This window comes from Mycobacterium sp. URHD0025 (genome assembly GCF_000426065.1).
Classification (GTDB): Bacteria; Actinomycetota; Actinomycetes; order Mycobacteriales; family Mycobacteriaceae; genus Mycobacterium.
Genome location: NZ_AUEQ01000013.1, coordinates 137,214 through 162,057, shown reverse-complemented (window position 1 = coordinate 162,057; position 24,844 = coordinate 137,214). Strand labels below are relative to the sequence as shown.

Sequence of the window (24,844 nt, the reverse complement as noted above, 5' to 3'; positions counted from 1 at the left end):
TCTGGTCAGTACCGCGTCAGTGATGTGGGATACTGGGTGCGGGTAGCCGGCCTCAACCGAGGCTGAACACCCGAATGAAGACTTCGACGAGCGCGACCACCGCAATCCGGTGCGGCGCGGGCCGTCCAGCCATCATTCAGCCAGGCACCGGGTGGGTTCCCTAGCGAACCGCCCGGAGCGAGACCACAACAAGTCCGGGGAAAGTGCCCGGGCCAATAGCGGAAGCCCTCGCGTGGCCGCGTCGTTTAGACGCGCCCGGGGGCTTGAGGAGAATTCGTGGCCGAAGATGCCCAGAATGACGACCTATCAACCCAGACTCCGCAACAGGAGGGACTGCCCGAGCGGCTGAGAGTCCACTCTCTGGCGCGGGTGCTCGGCACCACCAGCAGGCGCGTGCTCGATGCCCTTGCCGAGTTCGACGGGCGTCAGCGCAGCGCGCACTCCACCATCGACAAGGTCGACGCCGAGCGGGTCCGCGAGGCGCTCGCCGTCGGTTCGACCGAGGCTGCGGCCACCGAAGCGACGGCCACCGAGGCGACGGCCACCGAAGCGACGGCCACCGAAGCGACGGCCACCGAAGCAGCCACTGAACAGGCCGAAGTAGCGCAGCCAGAACCTGTCCAGGTCGAGGCGGTCACCGTTACCGTCACCGAATCCGTCGGCGCCCAGCCCGCTGCCGAGGCGCAGTCTGACGCCGACGCCGTCCTGGTCGGCGACGAGCCCGAGTCGCGGTTGATCCTGGAGACGGCGAACATCCCGCCGGCCCGCGAGCCGCACGCCGAGCGCGCCGATTACCTGCCACTGTTCGTCGCGCCCCAGCCCGTCAGCTTCGTGCAGGTGCACGTCGACGAGGATGACGACGACGAAGACGATGACGGCGACACCAGCGACACCGACTCCGAGACGGACGACGAGCAGGCGGACCGTCCCGCCGCGCGCCGGCGCCGCCGTGGTCGCCGGGGGCGCGGTCGTGGCCGCGGCGAGCAGCTGGACGACAACGGGCCTGAATCCGGCCCCGATTCCGACTCCGACAACGCCGACGACCAGAACGAGTCGGACCAGGATTCCGATGAGGACTCCGACGAGTCGGACGAGGGAAGCGACGAGGACTCCACCGGCAGCGACGGCGGCACCCGTCGCCGGCGTCGTCGCCGCCGGCGCAAGTCCGGCTCCGGTGACAACGATGACGCGGCTTCGCCCGACGACCCGCCCAACACGGTCGTTCACGAGCGCGCGCCCCGCGCCGAGCGGTCGAGCAAGGGCAGCGACGATTCGGAGATCCAGGGGATCAGCGGATCGACCCGCCTGGAGGCCAAGCGTCAGCGCCGCCGTGATGGCCGCGACGCGGGCCGTCGTCGCCCGCCGATCCTGAGCGAAGCAGAGTTCCTGGCGCGCCGCGAGGCCGTCGAACGCACGATGATCGTGCGCGACAAGGTACGCACCGAGCCCCCGCACGAAGGTGCCCGCTACACCCAGATAGCGGTGCTGGAAGACGGCGTCGTCGTCGAGCACTTCGTCACGTCAGCGGCCTCGGCGTCACTCGTCGGCAACATCTACCTGGGCATCGTGCAGAACGTGCTGCCTTCGATGGAGGCCGCGTTCGTCGACATCGGTCGCGGCCGCAACGGTGTGCTCTACGCCGGCGAGGTGAACTGGGAGGCCGCCGGGCTCGGCGGGTCCAACCGCAAGATCGAGCAGGCGCTCAAGCCGGGCGACTATGTGGTGGTCCAGGTCAGCAAGGACCCGGTGGGGCACAAGGGTGCCCGACTCACCACACAGGTGTCACTGGCCGGCCGCTACCTGGTCTACGTACCCGGCGCGTCGTCCACCGGGATCAGCCGCAAGCTGCCCGACACCGAACGCCAGCGCCTCAAGGAGATCCTCAAAGAGGTCGTGCCTGCCGATGCGGGTGTGATCATCCGCACCGCGTCCGAGGGCGTCAAAGAAGAGGACATCCGCTCCGACGTCGAGCGGCTGCAGCAGCGCTGGACCGAGATCGATGCCAAGGCCGCCGAGGTCACGGCCAAGAAGGCCGGCGCCGCCGTCGCGCTCTACGAAGAGCCCGATGTGCTGGTCAAGGTCATCCGCGACCTGTTCAACGAGGATTTCTCGGGCCTGATCGTTTCCGGTGACGACGCCTGGGAGACCATCAACTCGTACGTCAACACGGTCGCTCCCGATCTGCTGGGGCGGCTCACCAAGTACGAGCCCGCCGGTGGCGCCGATGCTCCCGACGTTTTCGCCGTGCACCGCATCGAAGAGCAGCTGGCCAAGGCGATGGACCGCAAGGTGTGGCTGCCCTCGGGCGGAACCCTGGTCATCGACCGCACCGAGGCGATGACCGTCGTCGACGTCAACACCGGCAAGTTCACCGGAGCCGGCGGCAACCTCGAGCAGACCGTCACCCGTAACAACCTCGAAGCCGCCGAGGAGATCGTGCGGCAGCTGAGGTTGCGCGATATCGGCGGCATCGTGGTCATCGACTTCATCGACATGGTGCTCGAATCGAACCGTGATCTGGTGCTGCGCCGGCTGACCGAGGCGCTGGGCCGCGACCGTACCCGCCACCAGGTCTCCGAGGTGACCTCGCTGGGACTCGTGCAGTTGACCCGGAAGAAGTTGGGTACCGGTCTGGTCGAGGCGTTCTCGACGACGTGCACGCACTGCGCGGGCCGCGGCATCGTGCTGCACGGCGACCCCGTCGACACCGCTTCGGCGAGTGCGGGCGGCGGACGCAAGACCGAATCGAACGGCGGCAGCGGCAGCGGACGGCGCAGTAAGCGGGGCAAGAAGGGCGCTGCCCGTCCCGAGCCCGAAGAGGTTCAGATTCCCAAGGTTCCGGCCCATGCGGCCGGCGAGCATCCGATGTTCAAGGCGATGGCCGCGGCGAACGGTCGCGATCATGAGGACCACGAAGGCGACGAGGGCTTCGACGAACACGAGCATGCTGTGGGTCACGCGCATGAGGCCGAAGACGAAGAGCACGGTGCGCCCGAGAACGCCGACGTGACCGATGAGGCACGCGAAGGCGAGTTCGACGAGCAGGATGTCGAGGAGTCCGACGACGACACCGAGCCGGAGGACGAATCCGACGAGGACGAGATCGATCTCGATGACGATGACCTCGATGCGGACGACGAAGACGATGACCTGGAAGACATCGACGACGACTCCGACGCTGATGACGACGACGCCGACGATGAATCTGATGGCGATGAGTCCGAGGACGATTCAGACGACGATGAGTCCGAGGATGATTCGGACGAGGACGCCTACCAGCCTCCGATGGCGGTCGTGGTGACGCCGCCCAGCGGCGGCCGGGTCCGTCGGCGCGCCGCGGCCAGGCCCGCCGGACCGCCCGTCCGCGAGTAGAAGATGGCGGCCTTCCGGGCGGTTTGACCCTCTACCCGCTGGTCAAGTACCCTTGACCAGTTGTCTCCAGAGCCTGTAGTCCAGGCCGGTGACGGCGGGGTACCCCGCCACCCAAGACCCGCGCACGCACCGACCGGTAGCGCGCGCCCGCAGAGAGCAGCAGAGGACACGATGGCGACATACGCAATCGTCAAGACCGGCGGCAAGCAGTACAAGGTTGCCGTCGGTGACGTGGTGAAGGTTGAGAAGCTCGAATCCGAGCCGGGCGCGTCGGTATCGCTGCCGGTCGCCCTGGTGGTCGACGGTGCCAACGTCACCAGCAAGGCCGATGACCTGGCCAAGGTCGCCGTGACCGGCGAGGTGCTGGAGCACACCAAGGGTCCCAAGATCCGCATCCACAAGTTCAAGAACAAGACCGGCTATCACAAGCGCCAAGGGCACCGTCAGCAGCTGACCGTGCTCAAGGTGACCGGAATCAAGTAGGAGACGTTCGGACATGGCACACAAGAAGGGCGCTTCCAGCTCGCGCAACGGTCGTGAGTCCGCAGCACAGCGGCTCGGCGTCAAGCGTTTCGGTGGTCAGGTCGTCAAGGCGGGCGAAATCTTGGTCCGGCAGCGCGGCACCCACTTCCACCCCGGCGTGAACGTCGGCCGTGGCGGCGACGACACGCTGTTCGCGCTGGCCCCCGGCTCAGTGGAGTTCGGTTCCAAGCGTGGCCGCAAGCACGTGAACATCGTTCCCGTGCCGCGCCCGGAGGCCTGAGACTTCGAGGATTCTCCGCGAATGTGAAGCTGCTGCGAGTTCTCGAAGGAACTTTCGAGATAGCTTCACATTCGACGGAGAGGATGTCCGATGCCCCGGTTCGTAGACCGCGTCGTCATCCATGCGAGTGCCGGAAACGGCGGCCACGGCTGCGCGTCGGTGCACCGCGAGAAATTCAAACCCCTCGGCGGGCCCGACGGCGGCAATGGCGGTCGTGGCGGCAGCATCGTGCTGGTGGTGGATCCGCAGGTTCACACCTTGCTGGACTTCCACTTTCATCCCCATGTCGTCGCACCCTCGGGTAAGCAGGGTGCGGGCAGCAATCGTGACGGCGCCGCAGGCGATGACCTGATCGTGCGCGTGCCCGATGGCACGGTCGTGCTCGATGAGAACGGTCGCATGCTGGCCGACATGGTCGGTGCAGGCACCCGCTTCGAAGCCGCACAGGGTGGTCGCGGCGGGCTCGGCAACGCGGCGCTGGCCTCCCGGGCTCGTAAGGCTCCCGGCTTCGCCCTGCTGGGTGAGAAGGGCCAGTCCCGAGATCTCACCCTGGAACTCAAGACTGTCGCCGATGTGGGCCTGATCGGCTTTCCCTCTGCGGGTAAATCATCTCTGGTGTCGACCATCTCGGCGGCCAAGCCCAAGATCGCCGACTATCCGTTCACCACGCTGGTGCCCAACCTGGGCGTGGTGTCGGCGGGAGACAACACCTTCACCGTCGCCGACGTTCCCGGTCTGATCCCCGGCGCCTCCGAGGGTCGGGGCCTGGGTCTGGAATTCCTCCGGCACCTTGAGCGCTGCGCCGTGCTCGTCCATGTCGTGGACTGCGCCACCATGGAGCCGGGGCGTGACCCGATCTCCGATATCGAGGCGCTGGAGGCCGAACTCGCCGCCTACACCCCGACTCTGCAGGGCGATTCCACCCTTGGCGACCTGGCGTCGCGGCCACGTGCGGTGGTGCTCAACAAGATCGACGTTCCCGATGCCCGCGAGTTGGCCGACTTCGTGCGGGAAGAGGTGGAGTCGCAGTTCGGCTGGCCGGTGTACGAGATCTCGACGGTCAGCCGTGATGGCTTGCGCCCCCTGATCTTTGCGCTGTGGGAGATGGTGAAGGCCTACCGCGATGCGCAGCCTGTCGTGGTGCCGAGGCGTCCGGTGATCCGGCCGATCGCCGTCGACGAGAGCGGCTTCACCGTCGAGACCGACGGATTCGGCGGATTCATCGTGCGCGGTACCCGTCCCGAGCGCTGGATCGCCCAGACCAACTTCGACAACGACGAGGCCGTCGGTTACCTGGGTGACCGGTTGGCGCGGTTGGGTGTCGAGGACGAGCTGTGGAAGAAGGGCGCCAAGCCCGGCTGCGCCGTGACCATCGGCGACATGACCTTCGACTGGGAACCGCAGACGCCTGCCGGTGTGGATATGCCGCTGACCGGGCGAGGCACCGACATCCGGCTCGAGCAGACCGACCGGATCGGCGCGTCCGAGCGCAAGGCCGCGCGCAAGGAGCGCCGCCATCCGGGAAGCGAAGACGAGTGACGAGCGTGGAGTCCGCGCACTCACCACATCGCGATGCGATTCGGACGGCACGCAGGGTCGTCGTCAAGATCGGCACGACTGCGCTCACCACCCCGTCCGGTGTGTTCGACGCCGGACGGCTCGCCGTGCTGGTGGAGGCCATCGAAGGTCGCATGAAAGCCGGCTCCGATCTGGTGATCGTGTCTTCCGGCGCCATCGCCGCCGGCATCGAACCCCTCGGACTCTCCAAGCGCCCAACAGATCTGGCCACCAAACAGGCGGCGGCCAGCGTCGGACAGGTGGCCCTGGTCAATGCCTGGAGTTCGGCGTTCGGGGTCTACGACCGCACCGTCGGGCAGGTGCTGTTGACCGCACAGGACATCTCGATGCGGGTGCAGCACAACAACGCTCAGCGCACACTGGACCGATTGCGCGCACTGCACGCGGTGGCGATCGTCAACGAGAACGACACGGTGGCCACCAACGAGATCAGGTTCGGTGACAACGATCGGCTCTCGGCGCTGGTAGCCCAACTGGTCGGCGCCGACGCCCTGATCCTGCTGTCCGACATCGATGGTCTCTACGACGGTGACCCGCGGAAGGCGCCCTCGGACAAACCGGCCCGCTTCATCCCCGAGGTCGCCGCGCGAGAGCATCTCGACGGCGTGGTGGCCGGCGGAGGCAGCAACTTGGGTACCGGCGGCATGGCCTCGAAGTTGTCCTCGGCGCTGTTGGCCGCGGACGCCGGCGTGCCCGTGCTGTTGGCGGCCGCGGCCGATGCGACTGCGGCGCTCAGCGATGCCTCGGTGGGCACGGTGTTCGCGCCGCGGCCCGAGCGGATGTCGGCGCGGCGATTCTGGGTTCGCCACGCCGCGGAGTCCCACGGGGCGTTGACTCTCGACGACGGCGCGGTGCGTGCGGTCGTCAAACAGCGCCGTTCGTTGCTGCCCGCCGGCATCACCGAGGTGACGGGGCGATTCCACGGCGGCGACGTGGTGGATCTGCGGTCGCTCGACGGCCAAACCGTCGCGCGCGGCGTGGTGGCCTACGAGGCTTCGGAGTTGGCGGCGATCATCGGCCGCTCGACACCCGACCTGCCTGCCGAGCTGCGCCGGCCCGCGGTGCACGCCGACGATCTGGTCGCCACCTAGGCGATTTGTGGAGTGCGAGCCGTGCTGGTGGCGGCCCAGACTCCACAAATCACTGGCTGGGAGACTCCAGATAGAGCGCGCCCCAGATGATTTCGGTGAGGGTATCGGCCAGCTCGGCGTCATACGACGGCGGCTGTGACGGCAGATTCTGGTGGCACGTTCGCTCCACCATCCAGGTCAGTGTGCTCGCGGTGACAGCGGCCGGCAATTGTCGTCGGATCGACCCGTCGGAGTGGCCGTCCTCGATCACCTCGGTGAGTCTTTCGGAGATCCCGGCCAGCAGCTCGCGGTAGGTCTGTCCGACGAGAGGGTCGTAGGCGGACATCTCGTTCAGCGCGATCAACACCGGCTGATGCCGCCGATAGCTGGCGATGATGCCTGACATGGCGGTGCGGACGTCGGCGGGATCGCGCCGGGCCGCGACGCCCCACCACTGCTGTGCGGCGTCGCTGAGGTCACCGAACACCTGTGTCGCCAGCCGGCGCAGCAGATGGCCCTTGTCCTCGAAATAGATGTAGAAGCTGGCCCGCGAGATCCCGGCCTCGGTGGCCAGTTTGTCCACGCTGAGCTCGGTGAAGCTGGTGCCGTCAGCCATCAGCCGGTCGGTGGCGTCCAGCAGTTGCCTTTCGATCCGCTCGCGCCGTTCTTCCCGGTTGGCCTGCGGTTTTCGCGTTACCGATGGCATGGGCCCAGGGTATCGGTTATCGCCACACCTTGACTAGACATAGTGTCTAGACTTATCGTCAGCAACATGACTGTGTCGCCCATCACATCTGCCTCCGCTGCCGGTGCGCGCCCCTACGACCCGATCGACCTGTCCTCGCGGGCGTTCTGGGCCACCACGGCAGCCGAGCGGGAAAACACCTTCGCCGAGCTCCGCGCCGCACGCCCGGTCAGTTGGCATCCGCCGGTCGAGGACTCCCTCATGGAGGATCCCGACGATCGAGGATTCTGGGCCGTCACCCGGCACGCCGACATCGTGGCCATCAGCCGCGACAGTGAGACGTTCTTGTCGGGCAAAGGGGTGTTGTTCGAGACGGTTCCGGAAGAGTTGCTGGAGGCCTCACAGTCATTCCTGGCGATGGATGCGCCGCGGCACACGCTGATCCGCAAACTCGTCCATTCGGCTTTCACGCCTCGGCAGGTGGCCCGCATCGAAACCTCGATCCAGGACAACGCCCGTCAGATCGTGGCCGAGCTCGGAGACGCAGGCAGCGGGGTGGATTTCGTCGAGCAGTGCGCCAAGGAACTGCCCATCCGCACGTTGTCGGACATGGTCGGGATTCCCGAGTCCGAACGCCAGCAGGTGGCGCATGCCGCCGACGCGATGGTCTCCTGGTCTGACCCGGTGTACCTGGCGGGGCGCAACCCGTTGGAGGTGCTGCTGCAAAGCCAGATGTACCTGCACCAGGTGGCGAATGCGCTTGCCGCACAACGTCGGGAGAATCCGGGGAACGATCTGATCAGTGCGCTGGTACTTGCCGAGGTGGACGGAGACCGGCTCACCGATGCCGAGGTGGCCGCGTTCTTCGTGCTGCTGGCGGTCGCGGGCAACGACACCACGCGGCAGGCCAGCAGCCATGCGCTCAAGGCGCTCACCGACCACCCAGGTCAACGGGCGTGGCTGATGGAGGATTTCGACGACAGGATCGGCGGTGCCGTCGAGGAGTTCGTCCGGTGGGCCACCCCGGTGATGACCTTCCGCCGGACGGCGGCCGTCGATGTCGAACTCGGTGGCCGGCAGATCTCCGCGGGCGACAAAGTGGTGATGTTCTATGCGTCGGGAAACTGGGACACCGACGTGTTCGACCGGCCCGACGTTTTCGACCTGAACCGAAAGCCCAATCCGCACTTGGGGTTCGGCGGCGGTGGACGCCACTTCTGCCTGGGCGCGCATGTCGCCCGGACGCAGCTGCGGGCAGTCTTCGGCGAGCTGCTGCGTCAACTGCCCGATATCGCCGCGGGAGAACCGGCATATCTGCAAGGCAACTTCGTGCACGCCATCCGGTCGATGCCGTGCACGTTCTCCTGACGCGATCAGGCCTGCGTCTGTACCCGCTCCCGGGATGCGGTGGCTTCGCTGTCTGATTCCCAGCGTTCTTGGGCGATGGACACCTGCGTGCGCCATGCCCGGTCGCGCTCACTGGTCACGAGCAATCCGTCGACACTGGCCGCGTTGTCGGGTTCGGCCGCGGTCATCATGGCGGTGTGGGCGTCGTCGGCGTCGGTGTGTGGCGGAATCACCATCAGGGTGAGCCGGTCGCCATCGAGGCCGAGAATCTCGACGGTGTTCAGCGGTTGAAGCCGGTACCCGTCCAGGCGTACGGTCCGCCCACCGGTGACGAATTTGCGTGGTGCACTGGCCCATGCCGGGAAGTGATAGAGGACCCGCTCGATGCGACCCAGACGGACCGAGAGCACCGCCAGCAGATCCGGCAGTTCTTCGGTGAGGTCGTCGGAATGGGGCCACCACGCCCCGTCCACATATCCGCTTTGGGGAGCTTTGGGTTTCAGCCGCAGCCGTGGCGTGCGCGCCGGCACGGTGGAGTTCTGGTCATTCTTACGTGTCTGCTGTGGCGTCATGGCGACGCTCCCGTCTTGGCCGGATCCGGCCCTATCCCGCAAATCAGCGATGACACGTCGAAAGGTCGCGTGCTCGAAGTACCGCCGACAGGTCAGAGCTTACGCCGTCAGGCCCGGTTGGTATGCCGACGCCGGTGCCGTTGACGTCGTCCTGAGTTCACCGCTCAGCAGCGCCAGCATCTCCGAACAGCCGGCCTCGACCTTGACCGTGGCCAGGTCGTCGCCGCGGGTGGGTCCGCGGTTGATGATGCCCACCGGGATGTTGTGCGCGGCCGCATGCCGGACGAATCGGTAACCCGAATACACGGTGAGGGAGGAGCCCGCCACCAACAGCGCCTCGGCGTCCTCCACCATCGAATATGCTTGCTCGACACGGTCTTTGGGAACACTCTCACCGAAGTAGACGATGTCGGGTTTGAGCATGCCGCCGCAGGCCTCGCAGTCCACGATGGTGAAAGAATGCGTCTCGCGCACCACGGCGTCGGCGTCCGGGGCCACCGCGATGCCCCCGACCGACTCCGCCCGTTCGAGGAACCCGGGATTGGCTGCTTCCAGCAATTCCGCCAGCTCGTCGCGACGCATGGTCGCACCGCAATCCAGGCAGATCACCTGCGCGTAGCTGCCGTGCAGATCGACCACCGTCCGGCTACCGGCCTTGCTGTGCAACAGGTCCACGTTCTGGGTGATCAGGCCGCTCACCACACCAGCGGATTCCAGCGCGGCCAGCGCACGGTGCCCGGCATTGGGCAGAGTCGCGTCCATGTGGCGCCAGCCGATGTGATTGCGGGCCCAGTACCGCTGCCGGAAGACGGGATCGGAGGTGAACTGCCGGATGGTCATCGGATTGCTCGGCGGGGAATCGGGACCGCGGTAGTCGGGGATTCCGGAGTCGGTCGACATCCCGGCCCCGGTCAGCACCGCGACGCGGCGTCCCTGCAGGAGGGCGACGAGTTCGGGGGCATCCACCCTCGCCAGGATAGGCCGCCCGTCAGCCCAGGCATTCAGACGCAGGAACGACCTTCGCGCTCATGTTCCTGCGCATCATCTCCAACGCCGCGTCACCCAGCCCGGCGTCGATGTGGGCAACGGCGTCGGCGGGTACGACCACGTCGAAATGCCGGACGTAGGCGTCGAGCGCGCTGTAGAGAATGCACTGCTCGGTGACCTGACCGGCAAGTACCACCCGCCGGCTGCCCAACCGGCCCAGCAGGTAGTGCAGCGCGGTCGCATAGAACACGCTGTGGCGCACCTTGGTCAGCAGCAGGCAGTCGTCCGCGGGCACGATCGGGCGCACCAGATCCGGGTGCTCGCCGGCCAGCGCGGCGTCGACGATATCGCTGAACTGGGCGGCGAAATCGCCGTAATTGTCGTTGACATAGATCAGGTCGACATCGTCGCGGCTGCGCGCGGCTTCGATCAGTCCGACCAGCGGGTCGATGATCGGGGCCACATTGGGAGCCAACTTTTCGGCATCTTCGTGCCGGTAATGGTTGAGCATGTCCACAACCACGAGCGCGGTATCACTCATGCGTCATTTGGTACCCAGTGCCCCGATCTTGACACTTTTCGGGTGACAATGGGCCTGATGGACTTCTACAGCGCCTACCACCACGGTTTCGCGCGGGTTGCCGCCTGCACTCATCACACTGCGCTGGCGGATCCGCCGGCGAACGCCGAATCGGTGCTCCGCCTGGCCCAGGCCTGCCACGACGACGGTGTGGCAGTCGCCGTGTTCCCCGAGCTGACCTTGTCGGGCTATTCGATCGACGACATCCTGTTACAGGACACCCTGTTGGAATCGGTGGAACAGGCGCTCATCGAGATCGTCGCGGCCTCGGTGGTGTTGACGCCGGTGTTGGTGGTCGGCGCGCCGTTGCGGCATCGGCACCGGATCTACAACACCGCCGTGATCATCCACCGCGGGGCGGTGCTGGGCGTGGCCCCCAAGTCTTATCTGCCGACCTACCGCGAGTTCTACGAGCGCAGGCAGATGGCGCCCGGCGCCGACATGCGCGGCACCATCCGGGTGGCCGGTGCGGAGGTGCCGTTCGGACCGGACCTGCTGTTCGTCGCCTCGGACCTCCCCGGACTGGTCTTGCACGTCGAGATCTGCGAGGACATGTTCGTGCCGGTGCCGCCCAGTGCGCAGGCCGCGCTGGCAGGGGCGACGGTGCTGGCCAACCTCTCGGGCAGTCCGATCACCGTCGGCCGCGCCGACGACCGGTGTCTGCTGGCCCGGTCGGCCTCGTCGCGCTGTCTGGCCGCATACATCTATGCCGCTGCCGGAGAGGGGGAGTCGACCACCGACCTGGCCTGGGACGGTCAGACGATGATCTGGGAGAACGGGTTACTGCTCGCCGACAGTGAGCGCTTCCCGCACGGTGAACGACGGTCGGTGGCCGACGTGGACCTGGAGTTGATCCGGTCCGAGCGACTGCGCATGGGAACGTTCGACGACAACGCCAGAAACCACGGTGCCCAGGTGGATTCGTTCCGGCGCATCGAGTTCCAGCTCGATCCGCCGACGGGTGACATCGGGCTGTTGCGCGAGATCGAGCGGTTCCCGTTCGTGCCGGCGGACCCCGCACGGCTGCAACAGGATTGCTATGAGGCCTACAACATCCAGGTGTCGGGTCTGGAACAGCGGCTGCGTGCCCTGAACTACCCCAAGGTGGTCATCGGGGTGTCCGGCGGGCTGGATTCCACTCACGCCCTGATCGTGGCGGCGCGGGCGATGGATCGCGAAAACCGTCCGCGCAGCGACATTCTCGCGTTCACGCTTCCCGGGTTCGCCACCGGTGACCGCACCAAGAACAACGCCATCCGGTTGAGCCGTGCCCTCGGTGTGACGTTCGAAGAGATCGACATCAAGAAGACGGCCGAGCTGATGCTGACCGAGATGGACCATCCGTTCGGCCGCGGCGAGAAGGTCTACGACGTCACCTTCGAGAACGTGCAGGCCGGTCTGCGTACCGATTACCTGTTCCGGCTGGCCAATCAGCGTGGCGGCATCGTGCTCGGCACCGGGGACCTGTCCGAGCTGGCCCTGGGCTGGTCGACCTACGGTGTCGGCGACCAGATGTCGCACTACAACGTCAACGGCGGGGTGCCGAAAACCCTTATCCAGCACCTGATCCGATGGGTGATCTCATCGGGTCAATTCGGCGCGCAGGACTCGGAAGTCAACGAGGTGCTGCAGTCCGTGCTGGACACCGAGATCACCCCGGAGCTGGTCCCGACGGGGGAGGACGAGGAGATCCAGAGCAGCGAGGCCAAGGTCGGACCGTATGTGCTGCAGGACTTCTCGTTGTTCCAGGTGCTGCGTTACGGTTTCCGCCCGTCGAAGGTGGCCTTCCTGGCCTGGCACGCCTGGCATGATCCGGCTCTCGGTGACTGGCCGGCCGGGTTCCCCGAAGACAAGCGCCCGGCGTACTCCCTCAAGGAGATCCGGCACTGGCTGCAGGTGTTCGCGCAGCGGTTCTACTCGTTCTCCCAGTTCAAGCGTTCGGCGCTGCCGAACGGTCCCAAGGTGTCGCACGGCGGCGCCTTGTCTCCGCGTGGTGACTGGCGGGCGCCCTCGGACATGTCGGCGCGGATCTGGCTCGACGAGATCGAGCGGAACATTCCCGAGCAATAGGCCACCTCCGGCCAACGGACCGCTCCACCCAATTGACGTCGAAAAAAATTGACAAGCTAACCTTCTGCCTCACGTCGGCACGCTAATGTGCGGCAGGTCACAGTCCGGCGTCGCCGGATGTCGGTCTAGGAGGTTGGGTTGGGTGCTGCAAAGTACGTCGGTCGGGTAGGGGGATTGGCGGTCGCGCTCGGGGTCGGGTCGGCTGTCGTTCTCGGTGGTCAGGCACTGGGTACCCCGGTCGCCTCGGCATCACCCGGGTCCGGCGACACGTCGTCGGAGTCGGTGTCCGCCCCGGCCGCCAAGGGGCCGGCGAAGGACCGGCAGAACGCTCGCTCGGTGCGGCAGGCGGCGGTGCGCGCGGCGATCAGAGACCGGGTGGCCAAAGCCGGTGAATCCGGCCGTCACCGCGTGAGTCCGGCAACGCCGAAGTCGGACTCCGTTCAGACGATCGCCGACCGACTCTCGGACGCCCAGGCCACGATCGAGGCCCGCCTGACCCGTCACGGCGCGGCATCGGCCCCCTCGGTTGGCGAGGGCACCAAGAGTGCCGATTCGGCCAAGCAGGCGACTGCGGCCGGGGTCGCCGAGACACCGCGGGTCCCGTCGCTCGCGACGCCGAAACTGCCGCGGCCCCTTCGCGATCACGCCCAGGATTCCGAGCCGCCGGCCGTGGAAGACCTCACGCTCGAGGCTGTCGAAACCGACGCCGCCGACGCACCCGCGGCGAAACCGGGCGTGACAGCGACCGCGAAGGCCGAACAGCCGACTGCTGTCCTGGCTCCCGTGCGGGGCCTGCTCGCGAGCGTCGTCAACGACATCGCCGCGACGCTGGCCGGAAATTCGCCGACCGCACCGACGCCCGATTCGCCCGCCGAGTGGGTTCTGTTGGCGGCCGCGCGCCGGGAGTTCTCCACCGCGGCCGTCTCACCCTCGGTCACCGCCACCGGTGGCATCACCGCGGCCCCTTCGGTCGGCATCACCGACGGCATCATCCACGGCGCGACGGGGGCGACGAGCACGAGCGGGCTGCCGCTCACCTACACCGTGATCGGAGATCCGAGCGCGGGTGGCAAGGTTCGGCTCGACTCGGCCAACGGCTCGTTCACGTTCCTGCCGTACGCGACCGTGGTCGACAGCGGCGGTACAGAGAAGTTCACCGTCCTGGTCGCCGAGACCACGGCGTTCGACGCTGCGCTGCAACAGATCCCGATCGTGGGTTCGTTCGTGCCGCAGGTGCTGGTGATCGTTCACCAGGTGCCCGTGGTGAACGACCTGCTGGCCCCGCTCATCGGCGATTCCGAGATGGTCGACGTCGACGTCAACGTCGGTCAGCTGGCGCCCGCGGGCACCCCGGTGGCCTACACCTACAAGGTCACCTCGTTCGACGGAACCGAGATCAGCATGAACTGGTTTCCGGCATCGGGCCTGCAGGCAGGCGGGGAAGCGCCGACCATCTTCAGCGGTGCGGGCCTGTCCAGCGCGGGTGACACGAATCCGTACACCGGTGGCGCCACCGGTGTCGGCACGTTCCGCGACGCCGGCTACAACGTCGTCACCTGGGATTCCCGGGGTGAGCACGCCTCGGGCGGGATACTGCAGCTGGACAACCCGTTCTACGAGGGCCGCGATGTGTCGGCCATGATCGACTACGTCGCCAAACGTCCCGGAACGCAGCTCGACGCCGCGAATGACCCGCGAATGGGCATGGTCGGCCCGTCGTACGGCGGCGGCATCCAGTGGGTGGCCGCGGGTACCGACAACCGGATCGACGCGATTGTCCCGACGATCTCGTGGAACTCGCTGAACAGTTCGCTGTACCCCAACGAGGCGTTCAAGACGTCCTACGCTGCGCTGCTGCTGCTTTCGCTCGTGACATCGGGCGCCCACATCAACAACCAGTTGTACGCAGGCATCTTCACCGGAGCGCTGCTGGGTGTCCTCACCCCGGAGCAACAGGCCGTACTGGCCGGCAGCGGCCCGACCTCCCTGGTCAACAAGATCACCGCTCCCACGCTGATCATCCAGGGCACGGTCGACGTCTTGTTCCCGCTGCAGCAGGCCATCGACAACGCGACGATTCTGGACGCCAACGGTGTTCCGGTGAAGATGGTGTGGTTCTGCGGCGGCCACGGCAACTGCGAGACACCGGCCGGCGACAGCACGGAGATGGTCGAGACCGCGACGCTGAGCTGGTTGGACACCTACGTCAAGCACAAGGGCGAGAATGTCGATGGCGGCCTGGCCGATACTCTTCCCACGTTCCAGTGGATCGACCAGAACGGCGCCCACTACACGTCCGATCTGCTGCCGTCGGATCCCGATTTCGCCGGGGCCCCGGTTACGGCGTCGGGCAGCGGCGGTCTGCTCGGGATCGTCCCGATCCTCGGCGGCTCGGGACCGGGCGCGGCTGGGATTCCGTTCGGGCTCGGCGACGGCACCAAGGCCACCAACGCGGTGAACGTCACGGTGGCGGCGCCGTCGGATACGGCGACCCAGATCGTCGGTGCGCCCGAACTGACGATGACGTATTCGGGCATCGGCACCAGCCGCCACGTCTACGCCCAGATCGTCGACGACCAGACCGGGAAGGTGATCGGCAATGTGGTCACTCCGATCCCGGTCACCCTCGACGGCAAGGAGCACACCGTCACCATCCCGATGGAGGCGGTGGCCTACACGCTGGAACCCGGGCACACCGCCACCGTGCAGATCACCAGTTCGGCCACGCCGTTCCTCAACTTCACCCAGTTCGGCGCCGTCGACATCTCCGGCGTCGCGGTGTCGCTGCCGACCGTGGGTGCCGGCGCCCACGCGCAGCCGGCGGCCGACGCCGCTCGGGAAGCGGTGAGCGTCTAGCGATGCGGGGGCCGCATCTTCGCCTCTGGCTAGATGCGGCCCTCGATACGCAGGTCGGGATGGACCCACTCGGGCGAGCGCCGCGCCTTGAAGGCGCGGAAGCCCTCCGCGGCCTCGTCGCCGCTGTAGCTGGCCTTCATGCCGATCCGGTCGTAGAGGCCCATGTAGCTGTCCAAGCTGGACTTGACCACACCGCGCGCCCGGGGTGCGGTCCGGCAGCACTGGGCGAGCACTTCTGTTGCAGCGGAAAGCAATTCGTCGTGTGGCACCACCCGGGCGACCATGCCCCAGTCGACCGCCTCCTGCGCACTCAGCGTGCGGCCGGTGAACATCAGGTCGCGGGTGCGGACCGGGCCGATCAGGCGGGCCAGCATCTGGCTGTAGTAGGTGTCGGCGATGCCGCGGTACAACTCCGGCACCCGGAACGTGGCGCGGTCGCTCACCACGGCCATGTCGCTGCAGATCGCGATCTGCAAACCACCGCCCTGACACAACCCGTTGACCGCACTCACCACCGGCTTGACCGATTGGCGCAGCGTTTCGAAGGGCGTGACGTCCATCGACAGCGCTGCACCGAAACTCATCCAGTCGTCGACGCCGTTGCCGCCGCCGAGGTCACCGCCGGGTGCGAACACGTCCCCGGTGCCGGTGATCAGCAGGCCGGCCAGATCCGGGTCAGCCTCGACATGGGTCACCGCGTAGCGGATGCCGAAGTACATCGCCGGTGTCATCGCGTTGCGTGCCTCGGGCCGATCCAGTGTGACCACGCCGAACGGCCCCTGCCGGTCGAACCTCAGGTACGGCGTGCCGAGCCAGTCGCCATCAGGGGGTCGCGGTGTCTCTACCTGGGTCATGCTGGCGACTATAACGGCAACGGTATCGGCGTCAGTTGGCGTCTCGCCGAGTCAGGAGAGCGTCGATGTCCGCGGCCGACGGGGCACAGTTGCCCGCCCCGCGAACCAAGGTGGCCAGCGCTCCGGCGGCGCAGGCGCGGCGCAGGGCCTGCTCGTGGCCGGCGGGCCACCCGGCGGCGAGCACCCCGGCGAACACGTCACCGGCCCCGGCGGTGTCCAGCGCCTGCACCGCGGGAGCCGGCACGTCGAAACGCTCGTCCGAGCCCAGATAGCTGGCGCCTTGCGAGCCGCGGGTGATCACCAGATGCCGGACCGGCCAGTGCCATCCGGCGGCCTCGGTTTCATTCACCACCACCACGTCGACCAGGTTCGACAAGGCCAGCAGTTGGTGTGCTGCGGTGCCGGACGGCGATGCGTTGAGCATCACCACGGCGCCGGCCGCCCGCGCCAGCTTGGCCGCCGCGATCGCCGTCGTCACCGGGATCTCCAACTGGATCAAGACCACCTCACTCCAGACGATGGCCGTGCGCGCAGCCTCGGAATCCACCTCGAGCCGGGCGTTGGCGCCCGGTGCCACCACGATGCAGTTCTCACCGACCGTGTCGACCAGGATCGCGGCCGATCCGCTCGCTCCCGGAACGCACGTCACGGCGTCGGTCCCGACGCCGTTGGCCCGGAGGTGCTCCCGCAGGATGGTGGCCGCGGCATCGTCGCCGACGGCTGCCACCAAGGCGACCTCGGCGCCGGCCCGCGCGGCCGCCACCGCCTGGTTACCGCCCTTGCCGCCCGGTGACGACGTGAGTGACGAGGCCAGGATGGTCTGTCCCGGCCGGGGCAGACTGTTGACGACGAACGTCTGGTCAGCGTTGATACTCCCAACCACGCACACCCGCGAAGCCGCCATAGTTCACAACGCTAATCCTGCTGGGTGCTGACACGTGTCGAACCGCGTCAACACCTCCGATACCCTGGGGCGATGAGCGTGCAGACACCGCCCGTCAGCGCCCCGACAGAAGACCTGCGCGAGCAGGTGCACGCGGCCGCGCGCAGGGCCCGCATCGCCGCCCGTGCCTTGGGCACCCTCAGTGCCGAAACCAAGAACCGCGCGCTGCATGCCGCCGCCGACAGCGTGCTGGCCCACGTCCACGAGGTCCTGGCTGCCAACGCGGCCGATCTCGATGCTGCGCGCGCAGCGGGCACCCCCGAGGCGATACTCGACCGCCTCGCGCTCAATCCCCAACGGGTCGACGGCATCGCGGCGGGGCTGCGTCAGGTCGCCGGGCTGCCCGATCCGGTCGGTGAGGTGCTGCGGGGCAGCACCCTGCCCAACGGACTGCAACTGCGTCAGCAGCGGGTGCCGCTGGGCGTGGTCGGCATGGTGTACGAGGGGCGTCCCAACGTCACGGTGGACGCGTTCGGTCTCACCCTCAAATCCGGCAATGCCGCTCTGCTGCGCGGCAGCTCGTCCGCGGCGCGGTCCAATCAGGCGCTGGTGACGGCGCTGCGTGCAGCGTTGGCATCGGTGGGGCTGCCGACCGACGCGGTGCAGTTGCTGCCCAGCCATGACCGGTCCAGCGTCACCCATCTGATCCAGGCCCGCGGACTGGTCGACGTGGTGATCCCGCGCGGGGGCGCCGGCCTGATCGAGGCGGTGGTGCGCGATGCGCAGGTGCCGACTATCGAGACCGGCGTCGGCAATTGCCATGTCTACGTTCATTCCTCGGCAGATATCGACCTGGCCGAGAAGATCCTGCTCAACTCGAAGACCCGGCGTCCCAGCGTCTGCAACGCTGCCGAGACGCTGCTGGTGGACCGAACACTCGAGGCCACCGCGCTGCCCAGGCTCACCGCCGCGCTGCGCGCGGCCGGGGTCACGGTGCACGCCGATCCCACCGACGAGGAGTTGCACACCGAGTTCCTCTCGATGGACATCGCCGTCGCCCTCGTGGATGGGGTCGACGGGGCGATCAATCACATCAACGAGTACGGCACCGGGCACACCGAGGCCATCGTGACGACGGATCTTGCCGCGGCCCAGCGCTTCACCGAACAGGTGGACGCGGCTGCGGTGATGGTCAACGCGTCCACCGCGTTCACCGACGGAGAACAGTTCGGTTTCGGCGCAGAGATCGGAATCTCCACCCAGAAGCTGCATGCCCGCGGACCGATGGGCCTGCCGGAACTGACCTCGACCAAATGGATCGTGTGGGGAGACGGCCAGACCCGCTCGGCCTAGGCGCCGACCAGACTCAAGACCAGGAGACCACATGAGCGTGCCCGCTCGCCCCGCTCCGATGTTCGCCGACATCGACGATGTCGCGCGACGCCTGGCGGAGACCGGCTATCTGCCCGATACCGCCACCGCGACAGCGGTTTTCCTCGCCGACCGGCTCGGGAAGCCGCTGCTGGTCGAGGGCCCGGCTGGCGTCGGCAAGACAGAGCTGGCCCGGGCGGTGGCGGCCACCACGGGCTCCGAGCTCGTGCGGTTGCAGTGCTACGAGGGTGTGGACGAGGCTCGCGCGCTGTACGAGTGGAATCACGCCAAGCAGATCCTGCGCATCCAGGCCGGGCAGAGCGCGAATGGCGGCGACTGGGACCAGACGAAGATGGACGTCTTCAGCGAGGAGTTCCTGCTGACCCGTCCGCTGCTGACCGCGATCAAGCGCACCGACCCCACCGTGCTGCTGATCGACGAGACCGACAAGGCCGACATCGAGATCGAGGGCCTGCTGCTGGAGGTGCTCTCCGACTTCGCCGTGACCGTCCCCGAGCTGGGCACCATCAAGGCCGAGCGGCCACCGTTCGTACTGCTGACGTCGAACGCCACACGCGAGCTCTCCGAAGCGCTCAAGCGTCGCTGCCTGTTCCTGCACATCGACTTCCCGGACCCGGATCTGGAGCGCCGCATCCTGCTGTCGCGGGTGCCCGAACTGCCCGAACACATCGCCACCGAGCTGGTTCGGATCATCGGTGTGATGCGCGGTATGCAGCTCAAGAAGGTGCCGTCGGTCGCCGAGACCATCGACTGGGGCCGTACCGTCCTGGCCCTGGGCCTGGACACCATCGACGACGAGATGATCGCCGCCACCCTCGGTGTGGTGCTCAAACACCAGTCCGACCAGCAGCGCGCGGCCGGCGAGCTCAGGCTGAACTGATGGGGCATGAACTGATGGAGCGCAACTGATGGTGCCCCGCCGGGTTCGACCGTCCCAGCCACTGGCCCCGCACGGGCTGCCGGGGCACCTCGTCGAGTTCGTCGAAGCCCTTCGCGGGCAAGGGATCTCGGTCGGCCCGTCGGAAACCGTGGACGCCGGCCGGGTGATCACCGTGCTGGGTCTGGGCGATCGTGAAGCGCTGCGCGAGGGCATCGCCTGCGCGGTGTTGCGGCGCCCGGACCATCGTGAGACCTACGACGCGATGTTCGACCTGTTCTTCCCGGCGGCTCTGGGTGCGCGCACGGTGCTCTCGGATGATGAAGACAGCGCCGAGGACACAGAAAACCGGCCTCAACTGCCGCCCGAGGACATCGAGGCGATGCGCGATGCGCTGGTGCAGATGCTGGCCGACAACGAGGATCTGGCCAACCTCGATGACCGCATGGCGGCGATGATCGCCCGGATCGTCGAGGCGTATGGCCGCTACAACTCCAGCCGCGGTCCGTCGTACTCGTCCTATCAGGCGCTCAAGGCCATGAGCCTGGACGATCTGGAGGGCCGGCTGCTGGCCGGGCTGCTCGCCCCGTACGGCGACGAACCCACGCCCACCCAGGAGGAGATCGCCAAAGCCCTGGCCGCCCAGCGCATCTCCCAGCTGCGCAAGATGGTGGAGTCGGAGACCAAGCGCCGCACCGCCGAGCAGCTGGGCCGTGACCACGTGCAGATGTACGGGGTGCCGCAGCTGGCCGAGAACGTCGAGTTCCTGCGCGCCTCCGGTGAGCAGCTGCGTCAGATGCGCAAGACCGTGCAGCCCCTGGCACGGACATTGGCGACGCGGCTGGCGGCCCGGCGCCGCCGGTCCCGGTCGGGCGAGATCGACCTGCGCAAGACGCTGCGCAAGTCGATGTCCACCGGCGGTGTGCCGATCGACGTGGTGCTCAAGAAGCCGCATCCGGCTCGTCCCGAGCTCGTGGTGCTCTGCGATGTGTCGGGTTCGGTGGCCGGCTTCAGCCACTTCACCCTGATGCTCGTCTCGGCGCTGCGTCAGCAGTTCAGCAGGGTGCGCGTCTTTGCCTTCATCGACACCACCGACGAGGTCACCGACATGTTCGGCCCGGAGGCCGATCTGGCGGTCGCGGTGCAGCGCATCACCCGCGAGGCGGGCGTGTACACCCGAGACGGGCACTCCGACTACGGGCACGCTTTCGTCTCGTTCCTGGACAAGTACCCCAATGTGCTGTCGCCGCGCAGCTCGCTGCTGGTGCTGGGCGACGGCCGCAACAACTACCGCAACCCCGAGACGGCGCTGTTGGCACACATGGTGTCGGCCAGCCGCCACGCGCACTGGCTCAATCCCGAGCCCAAGCATCTGTGGGGCAGCGGGGACTCCGCGGTTCCGAGATACCTCGAAACCATCCCGATGCACGAGTGCCGGTCGGCCAAGCAGCTGGCCACGGTGATCGACGGGTTGCTGCCGGTCTGAGCAGCGCGCGGCACGATGCCCCGTACCGGCAGCGTTCGCGCGGGTGCCGACGCCCGTCAACGCTCCCGTAAGCTGCCTCTTTGTGGCAACACGGCGCAGGTTAGGTGTGATGGGTGGGACGTTCGATCCCGTCCACAACGGGCACCTGGTCGCCGCCAGCGAGGTGGCTGACCTGTTCGAGCTCGACGAGGTGGTCTTCGTCCCGACGGGGCAGCCCTGGCAGAAACACGAACGGCGGGTCAGCGCGCCCGAGGACCGATACCTGATGACGGTGATCGCGACCGCGTCCAACCCGCGGTTCTCGGTCAGCCGGGTGGACATCGATCGGGGCGGGGCGACCTACACCAAGGACACCCTGCGCGACCTTCGTGCGCTCAACGCCGATACCGACCTGTACTTCATCACCGGAGCCGATGCCCTGGCGTCGATCCTGTCCTGGCAGAACTGGGAGGATCTGTTTTCCATGGCCAGGTTCGTCGGCGTGAGCCGGCCCGGCTATGAGCTGGACGGTGAACACATCGAGGCGGCGCTGCGTGAGCTGCCGCCGGAAGCATTGACATTGGTCGAGGTGCCCGCACTGGCGATCTCGTCCAGCGACTGCCGCAACCGGGCCGCAGAAGGTCGGCCGATCTGGTACCTGGTGCCCGATGGTGTGGTGCAGTACGTAGCCAAACGCGGGTTGTATTCCGCCGAGGGGAAGGGTCAACACACCATGGAGCCGGTTCGATGAGCGCCACCGAAGAGGCCGTCGCGATGGCGACGGTGGCCGCCCGCGCCGCCGCGGCCAAGCTGGCCGACGATGTCGTGGTCATCGACGTGTCGGGCCAGTTGGTGATCACCGACTGCTTCGTGATCGCGTCGGCCTCCAATGAGCGTCAGGTCAACGCGATCGTCGACGAGGTCGAGGACAAGATGCGCCTGGCGGGGTACAAGCCGGCGCGCCGTGAGGGCACCCGCGAGGGTCGCTGGACGTTGCTCGACTACGTCGACATCGTGGTGCACATCCAGCACCAGGACGAGCGGGAGTTCTATGCCCTGGAACGGCTGTGGCGTGACTGCCCGAAGGTTCCGGTCGACCTTGGTGGGCCGGCGGAGATCGATGAATGAGGACGCGATGAGGGTCCGTCGGCTGGTGCTGCTGCGCCATGGCCAGACCGAGTACAACGCGGGCAGCCGGATGCAGGGACAGCTCGACACCGAACTGTCCGATCTCGGCCGCGACCAGGCGGCCGCCGCTGCCGAGGTGCTGGCCAAGCGTCAGCCGCTGTTGATCGTGTCCTCGGATCTCAAGCGCGCGCTGGACACCGCGGTGACCCTCGGGGACCGCGCCGGAGTCCCGGTTCAGGTGGACGAGCGGCTGCGTGAGACTCATCTGGGGGACTGGCAGGGCCTGACTCATCTGGAGGTGGACGCGCTGGCCCCGGGCGCTCGCGCGGCGTGGCGTGAGGACGCCCGATGGGCCCCGCACGGCGGTGAGAGCCGCGTCGACGTGGCCGACCGCAGCGTGCCGGTGGTGGCCGAACTTGTTGCCGGGCAACCGGAGTGGGGTGTGGAGCAGGCCGGGGGCAGCTCGGAACGCCCGGTCGTACTGGTCGCTCACGGTGGGCTGATCGCGGCGCTGACCGCCGGACTGCTCGGTCTGCCGGTGGACAACTGGCCGGTGCTCGGCGGCATGGGCAACGCCAGTTGGGTTCAGCTGTCCGGACATTCGGCCGACACCGGGGCGGATGGTGACGCGTTCGATGTCATCAAATGGCGACTGGATGTGTGGAACGCCTCGGCACAGGTGGCCAACGATGTCCTCTGACCTCTCGCATCACCGCAGGCCGACCCTGCTGGTGTTCTGTGATTCTCTTTCGTATTTCGGTCCGACCGGCGGCCTGCCGTCCGACGATCCGCGGATCTGGCCCAACATCGTGGCCGAACAGTTGGGTTGGGATGTCGAGCTCATCGGCCGCATCGGCTGGACGTGTCGCGACGTGTGGTGGGCCGCCACCCAGGATCCACGGTCATGGGCGGCGTTGCCGCGGGCGGGTGCGGTCATCTTCGCCACCAGCGGTATGGACTCGTTGCCCTCGCCGCTGCCGACGGCCCTGCGAGAGTTGATCCGATATGTGCGTCCCGCCTGGCTGCGGCGCTGGGCGCGCGACGGCTACGGCTGGCTCCAGCCGAGACTGTCGCCGATCGCCCGCTCGGCGCTGCCGCCCAGTCTCACGGTCGAATACCTGGAGATGACGCGCAACGCCATCGATTTCAACCGGCCGGGCATTCCGGTGGTGGCCTCGCTGCCGTCGGTGCACATCGCCGACACGTACGGCAAGGCCCATCACGGGCGTGAGCCCACCGTCAAGGCGATCACGGACTGGGCCCAGGAACATGACGTGACGTTGGTGGATCTCAAGGCCGCGGTGGCCGACGAGGTGCTCAACGGACGTGGCAATCCCGACGGCATCCACTGGAACTTCGAGGCTCACCGGGCGGTGGCCGAGTTGATGCTCAAGGGGCTGGCCGCTGCCGGTGTGCCACAACTGGATTCCACCGACTGACGATGGCGGTCGTGGTGGTGACCGACTCCACGTCGCGGTTGCGACCCGAGTTGTGCGAGCAGTGGGGAATCCGGCAGGTGCCGTTGCACATCCTCGACGACGGCAACGACTGGCGCGACGGCGTCGATCCGATGCCGTCGGAGGTCTATGACCGGGCGCGGGTCACGACGTCGGCGGCCTCGCCGGCCGACCTCGCCGACACCTATCAGCAGGCGCTGGCCGACAGTGACGGCGACGGTGTTGTCGCAGTGCATATTTCGGCTGCACTTTCGAGCACCTACAGCACTGCCGCGGCGACGGCCCGTGAGATCGGGCCGGCCGTGCGGGTGGTGAACTCGCGGGCAGCGGCCATGGGGGTGGGCTTCGTCGCCCTCGCCGCCGCCGAGGCGGCACATCGTGGCGAGCCACTCGACGCGGTCGAGGCCGCAGCGCGTGCCGCGATACCGCGCGGACGGGCATTCATCGTCGTGCACCGGCTCGACAACTTGCGGCGCAGCGGCCGCATCGGCACCGCGGCATCGTGGCTGGGGACCGCACTGGCGCTCAAACCGCTGCTGCGTCTTGATGTCGACGGCCGGTTGGTGCTCTCACAACGCATCCGGACGATATCGAAAGCGCATGCGGCGCTTGTCGATCAGATCGCCGATGCGGCAGGCGACGGTGCTGTGAACGTGGTCGTGCACCACGTCGACAACCCAGACGGGGCCGCGGAGATCGCCGCAGCGCTCACCGACCGGCTGCCCAACCTGAGGTCGCTTTCGGTGACGGACATGGGTGCGGTACTCGCGGTGCACGTCGGTGGCGGCGCGGTGGGCGCCTGCCTCACCGTGGAGGACGCTTCGAGCTAGCCGGCGATTGCCGACGCCGCTTTTGGCCGACGCCGCTTTCTACGTCAGGGCGGTGCATCAGCAGCGGGCACAACCGTC

22 protein-coding genes are annotated in these 24,844 nt (G+C 67.5%); 16 read left to right on the top strand and 6 right to left on the bottom strand.

Annotated elements, in window-relative coordinates; all coding sequences use genetic code 11:
• Positions 1-276: 276 nt before the first annotated feature.
• The 5 genes from rne to proB all read left to right on the top strand — a co-directional run bounded on the left by rne (position 277) and on the right by proB (position 6,804).
• Entirely contained in the window at positions 277-3,372 is a 3,096-nt protein-coding gene (gene rne, locus H977_RS0121060) for a ribonuclease E (protein WP_029109725.1), read from the top strand.
• A gap of 171 nt (positions 3,373-3,543) precedes the next feature.
• Complete coding sequence (gene rplU, locus H977_RS0121055) at positions 3,544-3,855, top strand: 50S ribosomal protein L21 (protein WP_029109724.1); 312 nt, start codon at positions 3,544-3,546, stop codon at positions 3,853-3,855.
• Between the two features lie 13 nt (positions 3,856-3,868).
• Positions 3,869-4,135, top strand: a complete 267-nt coding sequence (gene rpmA / locus H977_RS0121050) for a 50S ribosomal protein L27 (protein WP_003879727.1) — start codon at positions 3,869-3,871, stop codon at positions 4,133-4,135.
• Positions 4,136-4,225: 90 nt separating this feature from the next.
• Entirely contained in the window at positions 4,226-5,674 is a 1,449-nt protein-coding gene (obgE, locus tag H977_RS0121045; RefSeq protein WP_029109723.1) for a GTPase ObgE, read from the top strand.
• A gap of 5 nt (positions 5,675-5,679) precedes the next feature.
• Positions 5,680-6,804, top strand: coding sequence for a glutamate 5-kinase (gene proB, locus H977_RS0121040; protein WP_196808294.1), 1,125 nt, complete (start codon positions 5,680-5,682; stop codon positions 6,802-6,804).
• A gap of 49 nt (positions 6,805-6,853) precedes the next feature.
• Here the strand turns inward: proB and H977_RS0121035 are convergent, their stop codons facing one another.
• A complete protein-coding gene (locus tag H977_RS0121035; protein ID WP_029109721.1) occupies positions 6,854-7,489 on the bottom strand; it encodes a TetR/AcrR family transcriptional regulator in 636 nt (211 codons plus the stop codon).
• Positions 7,490-7,555: 66 nt separating this feature from the next.
• On the opposite strand from H977_RS0121035, the gene H977_RS0121030 reads away from it, so the two are divergent.
• Positions 7,556-8,836 (top strand): cytochrome P450, encoded by a 1,281-nt coding sequence (locus H977_RS0121030; RefSeq protein ID WP_029109720.1) that lies wholly within the window; start codon positions 7,556-7,558, stop codon positions 8,834-8,836.
• Positions 8,837-8,841: 5 nt separating this feature from the next.
• Here H977_RS0121030 and H977_RS33605 read toward each other — a convergent pair whose 3' ends face one another.
• From H977_RS33605 to H977_RS0121015, 3 genes are all read right to left on the bottom strand, one after another.
• Positions 8,842-9,387 (bottom strand): DUF5994 family protein, encoded by a 546-nt coding sequence (locus H977_RS33605; RefSeq protein WP_036476608.1) that lies wholly within the window; start codon positions 9,385-9,387, stop codon positions 8,842-8,844.
• 99 nt (positions 9,388-9,486) lie between these two features.
• Positions 9,487-10,353, bottom strand: a complete 867-nt coding sequence (locus H977_RS33600; RefSeq protein WP_051288978.1) for an NAD-dependent protein deacetylase — start codon at positions 10,351-10,353, stop codon at positions 9,487-9,489.
• 22 nt (positions 10,354-10,375) lie between these two features.
• Positions 10,376-10,915, bottom strand: coding sequence for a cysteine hydrolase family protein (locus tag H977_RS0121015; RefSeq protein ID WP_029109718.1), 540 nt, complete (start codon positions 10,913-10,915; stop codon positions 10,376-10,378).
• A gap of 57 nt (positions 10,916-10,972) precedes the next feature.
• Here H977_RS0121015 and H977_RS0121010 point away from each other — a divergent pair, with 57 nt between their 5' ends.
• Positions 10,973-13,024: an NAD(+) synthase gene (locus H977_RS0121010; RefSeq protein ID WP_029109717.1), complete on the top strand. Its 2,052-nt coding sequence runs from the start codon at positions 10,973-10,975 to the stop codon at positions 13,022-13,024.
• A gap of 138 nt (positions 13,025-13,162) precedes the next feature.
• The gene (locus H977_RS0121005; protein WP_029109716.1) at positions 13,163-15,880 is read left to right on the top strand and encodes a S15 peptidase family protein; all 2,718 of its coding nucleotides are present in this window, start codon (positions 13,163-13,165) and stop codon (positions 15,878-15,880) included.
• Between the two features lie 29 nt (positions 15,881-15,909).
• Here H977_RS0121005 and H977_RS0121000 read toward each other — a convergent pair whose 3' ends face one another.
• Together H977_RS0121000 and H977_RS0120995 are read right to left on the bottom strand one after the other, a co-directional pair.
• Entirely contained in the window at positions 15,910-16,734 is an 825-nt protein-coding gene (locus H977_RS0121000; protein ID WP_029109715.1) for an enoyl-CoA hydratase/isomerase family protein, read from the bottom strand.
• A 31-nt stretch (positions 16,735-16,765) separates the two neighbouring features.
• Complete coding sequence (locus H977_RS0120995) at positions 16,766-17,638, bottom strand: PfkB family carbohydrate kinase (RefSeq protein WP_029109714.1); 873 nt, start codon at positions 17,636-17,638, stop codon at positions 16,766-16,768.
• Between the two features lie 72 nt (positions 17,639-17,710).
• Between H977_RS0120995 and H977_RS0120990 the strand changes: the two genes are divergently transcribed.
• The 8 genes from H977_RS0120990 (at position 17,711) to H977_RS0120955 (ending at position 24,766) form a co-directional block, all read left to right on the top strand.
• Positions 17,711-18,970, top strand: coding sequence for a glutamate-5-semialdehyde dehydrogenase (locus H977_RS0120990; protein ID WP_029109713.1), 1,260 nt, complete (start codon positions 17,711-17,713; stop codon positions 18,968-18,970).
• A gap of 31 nt (positions 18,971-19,001) precedes the next feature.
• Positions 19,002-19,889: an AAA family ATPase gene (locus H977_RS0120985; protein ID WP_029109712.1), complete on the top strand. Its 888-nt coding sequence runs from the start codon at positions 19,002-19,004 to the stop codon at positions 19,887-19,889.
• 28 nt (positions 19,890-19,917) lie between these two features.
• Entirely contained in the window at positions 19,918-21,372 is a 1,455-nt protein-coding gene (locus H977_RS0120980; RefSeq protein WP_029109711.1) for a vWA domain-containing protein, read from the top strand.
• A gap of 82 nt (positions 21,373-21,454) precedes the next feature.
• Complete coding sequence (gene nadD / locus H977_RS0120975; RefSeq protein WP_081681794.1) at positions 21,455-22,102, top strand: nicotinate-nucleotide adenylyltransferase; 648 nt, start codon at positions 21,455-21,457, stop codon at positions 22,100-22,102.
• Positions 22,099-22,479 carry a ribosome silencing factor gene (rsfS, locus tag H977_RS0120970; protein ID WP_029109709.1) on the top strand — a complete coding sequence of 127 codons (381 nt, stop codon included), beginning with the start codon at positions 22,099-22,101 and terminating at the stop codon, positions 22,477-22,479. Before nadD ends, rsfS begins: the two co-directional genes overlap by 4 nt.
• A gap of 7 nt (positions 22,480-22,486) precedes the next feature.
• Positions 22,487-23,179 carry a glucosyl-3-phosphoglycerate phosphatase gene (gene gpgP / locus H977_RS0120965; RefSeq protein WP_029109708.1) on the top strand — a complete coding sequence of 231 codons (693 nt, stop codon included), beginning with the start codon at positions 22,487-22,489 and terminating at the stop codon, positions 23,177-23,179.
• Positions 23,169-23,918, top strand: a complete 750-nt coding sequence (gene octT / locus H977_RS0120960; RefSeq protein ID WP_029109707.1) for a diglucosylglycerate octanoyltransferase — start codon at positions 23,169-23,171, stop codon at positions 23,916-23,918. Before gpgP ends, octT begins: the two co-directional genes overlap by 11 nt.
• 2 nt (positions 23,919-23,920) lie before the next feature.
• The gene (locus tag H977_RS0120955; protein ID WP_029109706.1) at positions 23,921-24,766 is read left to right on the top strand and encodes a DegV family protein; all 846 of its coding nucleotides are present in this window, start codon (positions 23,921-23,923) and stop codon (positions 24,764-24,766) included.
• Positions 24,767-24,844 lie beyond the last annotated feature (78 nt).